The following is a 7,819-nucleotide window of genomic DNA, read 5'->3' on the forward strand; positions in this document are numbered from 1 at the left end:
CGCGAGCCGCTGCTGCGCCGAGGTTCGCGCCTCAAACGCCCCCATCAGCGCGAGCTGCTGCTGCACGAAGCCCCACTGCGCGCGCGTCAGGCTTCGGCCCGCGTTGACCTTCGCCGCCCCGCCGCGCGGCACGCCCACCGCCGACCAGGGGTTGCCCATCAGGTAGTTCTGGTCGAACTGGAGTCCATCACAGCAGCGTGACGCCATCGCTCCGGTTGCCAACAAGATCGGCGCTTTCCTCGCTGATCCGCGACTGCTGCGCCTCTTCACCACGGCCCCCACACCGCTCTCCATGCGGCAGGTGATGGATGAAGGACGAGTGCTCATCGTGAACCTCGCGAAGGGCACGCTCGGCGAGGACAGCATGAAGCTCCTGGGCGCGCTCCTTGTCACCACGGTTGCGCTTGCCGCCATGAGTCGCGCGGATATGCCGGAGGAAAAGCGGCGACCGTTCTTCCTCGCCATTGACGAGTTCCAGAACTGCACTACGCGCGCCACCATCGCCATGGTTGCGGAACTCCGCAAGTACAAGGTGGGGCTCACCTTGGCCCATCAGCATGGAGAGCAACTCACCTCGGAACTACGGCAATCGGTTGTTGCAAACGCGGGGACGCGCATCGCCTTTCGCGTGGGGCCGCTGGACGCAGCGCTTCTTGCACGGGAGTGGGACAACGACTTCACCCCGAGCGACCTCATGAGCTTGCCAAATCACCACATTCTGTTGTCCTTGATGATCGATGGGGCACCAAGTCGGCCGTTCTCGGCGGTCACATTGCGGGCTCCGCAACTGCCCGCATTCCCCTAAACGAAGGGATGGGTTTCGATCAGGATCGTCCGTAGTATGGGTCCGCACACCGATGCTCAACGGGAGAAGAACGATGGCTCTTTCCGACCTCTACGCACCATTGCATGATTGGACAGAATGCATGCATGAAGTCCGAGAAGCGTTCTCCGGCAACGTGACGCAATGGATTCGCGCCTGGGGACAGATCGGCATCATTAACGTCAACTACGCCGGATCAACCGATCCGCAAGCCGAACACCGCATCAGCGGCCGGTATAGCTACGGGCGACAGTTGGGGCGCATCACAGAGGTGTTGAGGCCCTTTGTTGAAGAACACAGAATTGACTTCAAGGATGAAGTGAGCAAAAAGGCGCTCAAAGATTTCACCGATATGGCAGACGACATTGCAGAGCTGAAGCAGGCCAGTGTGGACGAGATTTTTGTCCGCGTGCGGCAATGGAAGAAATCTCCCGGCTTTGATCGGAAGCTCAACGACTTGCTGAAGCTGCTCGATGATTTGAAGAAGTAGCTGTCCCATCTGGCTGATTACGCCGACTCCGTAGCGGCCTGTTGACCCCTTCGGTGCAACGCCTTTGAAGCCCACCGCACCCCGGAATCAACGTCCCCACATCCCCACCACATCCCCTTGTCCAACCGGTTTGCGTGTAAGCACTGCTGCGGTAGAAGGTCATTCGAATTCGTTCTCCGTTCACTGCGCGCTCCAGCCAATAACAAGAGCCGGAAACAAATTACTACGCCAACCGCAGATTGCCTTGCCCACTGCCTTTTCCGACCTGCTTCAAACGCAGCAACACAGCCTCATCAAAAGCTCCACCCTGCTCTAGTATCGACAAGATGGTTTCCTGCCGACGAAGTTCCTGCTGCATCAGTGGGTGAGCAAGGATTTTTGACTCAAGGCTTGGATCATCAGGCAACAACTTTTCGACTTCTTGAACGTAGTGATCAATGGAGTCGGTCGCATAGGTCGCAGTCTGGACAATTCTCTCCACTTCCGGCGAAGCGGTGTGGTCCAGTAATGCGCACACGGCAAAGCATGCGTCCTGTGCGGCAGTCACGAAGAGGGAGTCAAAATCGGCTGAACCGGGGGCTGCACGTTCACATCGTTCAATTAATTGCGGAACAACGTCCCCCATCGGTGATGGTGCTTCCACCGACGCCCAGGCTGCATCAAGTGCATTCTGGAGCGACAAGGAGTCCCCCCAACCCGCTTCGCTCTCAAACTGTCGGTAATTTGGAAGAAGGGCCTCGCAAACACACGCCCCGAATACCAATTGCTTTCGGGCGTCGAGCGTAGCAAGACGCGCAGAGCTATGGGGCCTCACCAAGGATTTCGATGAGGTCGTCGGTGAGGTCATCAATCGTCAACTCCAGATTGAGCCTTGATAGTTGCTGCGCAGTGACAGTCAAGGACGTAAACACTTCATTCATCGTCTCAACGTTAATCTGTCGCTCGTAATAGCGCTCTGCCCAACGATGGTAGATGGGTGCACCTTCCGCCAAGAATCGAAGATTGGCATAAGTGGGCAAATCATCGGGCGTCGCCACCCATTCTTTGCCGCCGGCTTCTTGCCAAAAGAAAAATGTGGCATTCGTCAGGCTGAAGGCCGGCTCGTTCTTGAAGGACAGAAACGCGTCAGGAACGACATCAATTAACGCAGCAGCGTTGTCTTCGGCATCGCTATCGAACACCTTTCCGACCGCTCCGCCTTCGGAGAAGAGCAAGAAATACTCGCTTCCAGCCCCATCCCTCATTGAGGCCATCATTTCACTGCCCGACTCTTCCCATTTGCAATTGAACGAGAAATAACGATGCTCCCATTCCGGCATGATGCTGGCATCCAGCAGCGCCAGCCCTCTCGCCCTCTTCTTGACGATGTCAAGCGTGGGGAGATCGCGAATGTTCTTGATGTCAGCGCTCATGGAAATTCATTCAATGGTGTCGGATTTCAAACGGCCGCCTTCTGGCCGAGCGCACGAATCTCGTCTTGCCCGAGCAGGTCGGCCAGCAAGGTCTTGATTTCCGCGTTGCGGTAGGTGCTGAGCTGGCGCTTGCCCTGCGCCGAGAACACCGACGTGAAGAACGTGTCCGCGCTGCCGCAGATGCTCTCGACGCAGCGCGTGTACGTCTCCACCTTGCCGTCCGAAACGGTCCCGTCATCGAGCCGCACCGGCGACCAACAACCGCCGTCGTCGAGCACATGCAGATAGGCCTCGGTGCGGCGGCGGCCGTTGAGCCGGATCACCAGCTGCGACCGATAGCTGCGCCCCTCGTGGGCCCAGGTCAGGTCCTTCACGTTCTCCGGCAAGTAGACATGGTCGTAGAACGAGAAGCCGCCGGGGCCGGCCACCGCGGCCCTGCTGGGCAGCGTGGCGAACGGCTGCATCGAATCCATGAGGGTGGTCTTTCCGCGCCCGTTGGCCCCGGCGATGGCGACGAGCTGCGCACCGTCGGCCAGGCGTTCGAAGTCGAGCGAGATTTCGTCGAGGCCCAGGCCATCGCGGATGCCGAGGAAGCCCTTGAGGGTGAGTTTGAGAGGTTGCATCGTGAGCGTTCCGGAGTGCTGCTTAATCCAGACTCTCACGAAGGATCGCGCCGTCAAGTGGACGCCACCGCCCTGACCGGGCTGGACCAATGAGACATCGTTGGCATCGCCACCCGATGCAGCGGCTGGCCTGCATTTGCACCGTCCGTGGGCCCGCAGTAGAATAGATGCCGAGTCGGGAGCGCTGTCGATCACGGTGCGTTGGACGATTGTTCCACTCGGCTTACCTATTCTCAACGGGTCGCGGCATCGCGGCCCGTTTTTATTTGCGAGGCAGGCGGTGCATCTCTTGTACCTCGACGAGTCGGGCCACCCGCAAGATCCCGGCACCCAGTTCTTCGTCCTGGCAGGTTTTGCCGTGTTCGAACGATCGACACACTGGCTGGAATCCAGGATCAACCCGATCGCCGCACGGTTCAGTCCGCAGGAGCCCTCTGCCATAGAGTTCCACGGTTCACCGATGTACTCGGCCAAGGACGACTGGGCGGGTATCGCGCCCGCGGATCGTGTTCAGGCCCTGGTCGACGACCTGTCCTTGCTCGGGAATCGACAACTCCAGCTCCGGGTCTTTGCCTCGGTCATCGAGAAGTCCACGATGCCCCAAGATCAGATCCTTGAGCGTTCATTCGAAGCCGTCGCGCACCAGTTCGACCAGTACCTGGCGGACATGTGGACCCGGCGCGGCGACGCTCAGCGCGGACTGGTCGTCTGCGACAAGGCTTCGTACGAGCAGAAGCTGCAAGCGCTTTCGTCCTTGTTCAAGCACCAGGGCCACGCGTTGGGCCGCCTGCGGAACTTCGCGGAGGTTCCACTCTTTTTGGACTCGAAGGCCTCGCGCCTCATCCAGATGGCCGACCTGATCGCGTACTGGATCTTCCGTTACTACCAGTCGAAGGATGACCGTGGCTTCCGGTTGATCGAGCCATCCATTCTTCGCCGTGTGAACCAACGGGTCGGCTTGGTAGCCACCGTGACGCCAGCCACCGAAGTAGCGCTGTCCACCATCCCGCCGCACAAGTACCCCTTCCCCGGTCCGACCGACGCACCAGCGAGTGGATCGGCAGCCGACGGCGGGGCCTGATCCGCTCGGTAGCGTGCTCTCGGGTGCCTGGCTCGCTGCCAGCACCTTGCATACCTGCGAGCCTCGATAAACTGCCAGCGGGCGCGTTGCGTCTGGCACCGGCCACCCCGCCATGAGGGTTCCGTCGGCCCACCAAGAAGAAATCAGGGGGCAAGATGAAACTCACCCAGTTGCGCATCAGCAACTTTCAGTCCTTTGGGCAACAGCCCACGGGCATCGACTTCGAGGCCACGACGTTCTTGCTCGGCCCCAATGGCGCCGGAAAGACGGCCGTGTTGCAAGCGCTGGCCCGTCTGTTCGGATTTGACCCTTCGCTGCGCCGCGTGCGGCGCACGGATTTCCACATCGCCCCGGAAGATCTGACCAAAGGGAACGTCGAGCCACTGACGCTGTGGATCGAAGCTGAGTTCGAGTTTCCTGAGCTGAAGAAGGCGAAGGGCAGGCACGCCACCATCCCCGGCCACTTCGCGCACATGCAACTGGCGTCGGCCGACGGCATTCCCCGTGTGCGTTTCCGGCTGACAGCCCAACTCGATGAAGACGACGACATCGAAGAGACGATGCACTACGTCGTGCAGACCGACGAGGACGATGAGCCGGTGAAGACGATCATCGTGTCCAAACACGATCGCAACGCCATCCAGGTGCACTACCTCCCGGCGCGCAGGGACCCCACGGATCACATTTCCTACGCCGCCAACTCGTTGCTGGGCCGGGCCTTGCGCGCGGCCGATTGGCAGTCCGAACGCGCTGAAATCGCCGGGCTGACCCAGGACATCGGCGCGGCGCTCGCCGGCAACGCCGCCGTCGAAGGCCTGGGCGAGCAGTTGACGGCCCATTGGGCGGCGCTGCACAAGGGCGCCTACTACGCGAACCCCAGCGTCTCGTTCGAGCGCAACGAGATCGACAACCTGCTGCGACATCTGACCATCGGCTTCACCCCAGGACACGACGATCAGATCGTCGACTTCTCGCGGCTGAGCGACGGTCAGCAGTCCCTGCTCTACATCTCGCTGGTGCTCTCAGTTCAGGCCATCGGGCGCCAGGTGCTGGCAGGCGAACTGGACGCATTCGACGTCGACAAGCTGCGACCAGCGGTCTTCACGCTCGTCGCGACAGAGGAACCCGAGAACAGCCTGTCGCCGCACTACCTGGGCCGCGTCATCAAGGCATTGACCACCTTCGCCGGGCACCACGATGCGCAGGCGATCGTCGCCACGCATGCGCCATCCCTGCTCAAACGAGTGCCACCGGAGAACATCCGCTACCTGCGACTCGACACGAACCGCGAGACGACCGTCAAGTCCATCGTCCTGCCCGATGCCGCCGACGACGCCCACAAGTTCGTGCGCGAGGCGGTGCAGGCCTTCCCCGAGCTGTATTTCTCCCGGCTCGTCGTCCTGGGCGAAGGTGACAGCGAAGAGATCGTGTTGCCGCGCCTGATGCAGGCCAAGGGCCTGGCGGAGGATGACATGTCCATCGTTGTCGCGCCGCTGGGCGGCCGGCACGTCAACCACTTCTGGCGGCTGCTGAACCGTAGAACGAGGCAAAAGTGTCACTATCCCCTGAGTCGGGCCTCCCTCGTAAGGCGCTCTCCAGAGTGACACTTTTCCCCTCACCCTAAGCGAGGCAAATTTGTCAACAAACAATAGACCGAGGGAAGTCTGTCAATTCGCAGCTTTCATCCTCCAGATCGCACGTAACGTGTTGATCCATGGCGGTTTCTCCTCCACGATTTTCGACCCCGATCGACGGGCCGCGTCCTCGCGGCATGCGGCTTTTGACGGCGTTCAGCCCCAAGCTCGAGCGAACCATCTGCGCGTTCGACTACATCGGCTTAGCGCAGTGGGCCCGGCTTGAAGCCGATCCGGACGTCACCTCGTTTTGCGAACGCCCTGCCCGCTTCGACGCCGCCGACACCGGACACCTGATTGACTTCTGGGTGCAGCGCCACGACCGCGAAGAGATGCTTGTCATCGATCGTGCCGGTGGTGCCGACGCGATGCCGAAGACAGCCTCAGGCGTCCGCCTACGGATTGTTCCTCCCGCAGAGTTGGTCGCAGCCAGGATCTGGGTCGCCAACTGGCTACGCATGATCCCGACGATCAACGCCACGCGCAAGCTCCTCACCAAGACCTTGCTCGACTCCGCGGCAGCTCGACTGCGTGCCCCCATGCCGCTGGCGCACATCGAGCACGAGCTGTCGATCGGCGATCCGGCCGTGGTGCGCGGCGCGCTTTTCGAGTTGCTACGCACAGGTCGCCTGAGTGCGCCGAGCCTGCACACCCAACCTCTGTCGCTGCACACCATCGTGGAGCCCGCCCCATGAGCCGAGCCAGATCGAGCCCACCCCTGGACCTCGGCGCCTGGCCTGGGTTCGATTCGGGCATCCTCACAAAGAAGCAGCGCAAGGTATTCAACGCCCGCCGCACGGCCCTGGAGCTGTACTGCGCGAACACTGCCGTTGCCTCCATCGAAGAGCAGACCGCCGTCAATCGCCGGCAGATCTATCGCCTGCTCACGGCCTGCGCGTCACTGCACCCGGACGGACGCGTCTTCGGTTGGCGCGCACTCGTGCCGTACACCCATGTCGCCACATACCAGCGCACGGCAAAGTCTCAACGCCGCCGTGACGGCTCCGGCGCTGCCGGCGCGTTTGGTCATCTTCTGCAGGCCTATCCGTCTCTGGAACAGTGGATCGCCGAGCAGATACGCGCCAAGCGCGTATCTGTCGATCAGCGCGGCACCGACGACGGCCTGCGCCTTCGCGTGCGCGGCCTAACCAAGCTGCACAAGAGCTTTTTGGACCGCTGCCGTGACCTGTCGCTGTCCACGGCCGACTACCCGTTCAATACGCAACACATGGGCATCCGTGCGCTGGCCACCGCTGTGCGCGCCGAGTGCATGCGAACGTTCGAGCGTGGCGCACACCTCGCCGGTGCCACCCACCTCAAGGGACTGCCAAGCGCTGCCGGCTCCGCACCGGCCGCCCAGCAAACCCTGGATGTCGTTGAGTTCGACGGACACCGCCTCGACGTTCGGCTCAAGGTCGTCGTGCGCGACCCGTTGGGCTTCGAGCAGGAGTTCGAGATCGAGCGAATCTGGTTGCTGGTGATCGTCGATGTCTGGTCCCGCGCCGTGCTGGGCTACCACGTCAGTCTCGGCCACGAGTACTCGCGCTACGACGTGATCCGAGCGATCGAGAACGCGCTGGCACCACATCGCCCGCGGCAGTTCACGCTGCCTGGCATCGGCTATGGCACCCGCGGCGGCTTCCCGTCCGGCAAGTTGGCCGAACTCGGCTACGCAACCTGGCAGTGGTTCAAGCTCGACAACGCAAAGGCCAACCTCGCCGCCGACGTCCAGTACGCACTGGCCGACTTCATCGGC

At 61.6% G+C, this 7,819-nt stretch carries 9 protein-coding genes and 1 pseudogene; 6 read left to right on the top strand and 4 right to left on the bottom strand.

Translation table 11 applies throughout. The features are described 5' to 3' along the window. On the bottom strand, positions 1–327 hold a 327-nt coding region (locus AC30NL_RS10745; protein WP_489463995.1), incomplete at its 3' end, for a hypothetical protein. Position 328: 1 nt separating this feature from the next. Here AC30NL_RS10745 and AC30NL_RS10750 point away from each other — a divergent pair. Next, on the top strand, positions 329–805 hold the full coding sequence (locus AC30NL_RS10750) for a hypothetical protein (protein ID WP_489463996.1): 477 nt from the start codon (positions 329–331) through the stop codon (positions 803–805). Between the two features lie 73 nt (positions 806–878). After that, positions 879–1,313 carry a hypothetical protein gene (locus AC30NL_RS10755; protein ID WP_489463997.1) on the top strand — a complete coding sequence of 145 codons (435 nt, stop codon included), beginning with the start codon at positions 879–881 and terminating at the stop codon, positions 1,311–1,313. A 223-nt stretch (positions 1,314–1,536) separates the two neighbouring features. Here the strand turns inward: AC30NL_RS10755 and AC30NL_RS10760 are convergent, their stop codons facing one another. Genes AC30NL_RS10760 through AC30NL_RS10770 form a run of 3 tightly spaced genes read right to left on the bottom strand, consistent with a single transcriptional unit; the run spans position 1,537 to position 3,405 of the window. Further along, on the bottom strand, positions 1,537–2,160 hold the full coding sequence (locus AC30NL_RS10760) for a DUF416 family protein (protein ID WP_489463998.1): 624 nt from the start codon (positions 2,158–2,160) through the stop codon (positions 1,537–1,539). After that, entirely contained in the window at positions 2,114–2,725 is a 612-nt protein-coding gene (locus AC30NL_RS10765) for a hypothetical protein (RefSeq protein WP_489463999.1), read from the bottom strand. Before AC30NL_RS10765 ends, AC30NL_RS10760 begins: the two co-directional genes overlap by 47 nt. A 26-nt stretch (positions 2,726–2,751) precedes the next feature. Next, positions 2,752–3,405: a hypothetical protein gene (locus AC30NL_RS10770; protein WP_489464000.1), complete on the bottom strand. Its 654-nt coding sequence runs from the start codon at positions 3,403–3,405 to the stop codon at positions 2,752–2,754. 223 nt (positions 3,406–3,628) lie between these two features. Here AC30NL_RS10770 and AC30NL_RS10775 point away from each other — a divergent pair, with 223 nt between their 5' ends. The 4 genes and pseudogenes from AC30NL_RS10775 to AC30NL_RS10790 form a co-directional block, all read left to right on the top strand. Next, positions 3,629–4,429 (top strand): DUF3800 domain-containing protein, encoded by an 801-nt coding sequence (locus AC30NL_RS10775; RefSeq protein WP_489464001.1) that lies wholly within the window; start codon positions 3,629–3,631, stop codon positions 4,427–4,429. A 155-nt stretch (positions 4,430–4,584) separates the two neighbouring features. Continuing rightward, entirely contained in the window at positions 4,585–6,033 is a 1,449-nt protein-coding gene (locus AC30NL_RS10780; RefSeq protein ID WP_489464002.1) for an ATP-dependent nuclease, read from the top strand. A 110-nt stretch (positions 6,034–6,143) separates the two neighbouring features. Next, positions 6,144–6,758 (top strand): hypothetical protein, encoded by a 615-nt coding sequence (locus AC30NL_RS10785; protein WP_489464003.1) that lies wholly within the window; start codon positions 6,144–6,146, stop codon positions 6,756–6,758. Beyond that, positions 6,755–7,819: pseudogene (locus AC30NL_RS10790) on the top strand (integrase); the annotation flags it as partial. The gene AC30NL_RS10785 and the pseudogene AC30NL_RS10790, both read left to right, overlap by 4 nt.

Source organism: Rhizobacter sp., assembly GCA_021153565.1.
GTDB lineage: Bacteria > Pseudomonadota > Gammaproteobacteria > Burkholderiales > Burkholderiaceae_C > Albitalea.

What these genes read in the sequence shown, in the direction of transcription:
- AC30NL_RS10755 (WP_489463997.1), top strand. Translation starts at nt 879, where the DNA reads ATGGCTCTTTCCGACCTCTACGCACCATTGCATGATTGGACAGAATGC.
- AC30NL_RS10760 (WP_489463998.1), bottom strand. Translation starts at nt 2,160, where the DNA reads ATGACCTCACCGACGACCTCATCGAAATCCTTGGTGAGGCCCCATAGC.
- AC30NL_RS10765 (WP_489463999.1), bottom strand. Translation starts at nt 2,725, where the DNA reads ATGAGCGCTGACATCAAGAACATTCGCGATCTCCCCACGCTTGACATC.
- AC30NL_RS10780 (WP_489464002.1), top strand. Translation starts at nt 4,585, where the DNA reads ATGAAACTCACCCAGTTGCGCATCAGCAACTTTCAGTCCTTTGGGCAA.
- AC30NL_RS10785 (WP_489464003.1), top strand. Translation starts at nt 6,144, where the DNA reads ATGGCGGTTTCTCCTCCACGATTTTCGACCCCGATCGACGGGCCGCGT.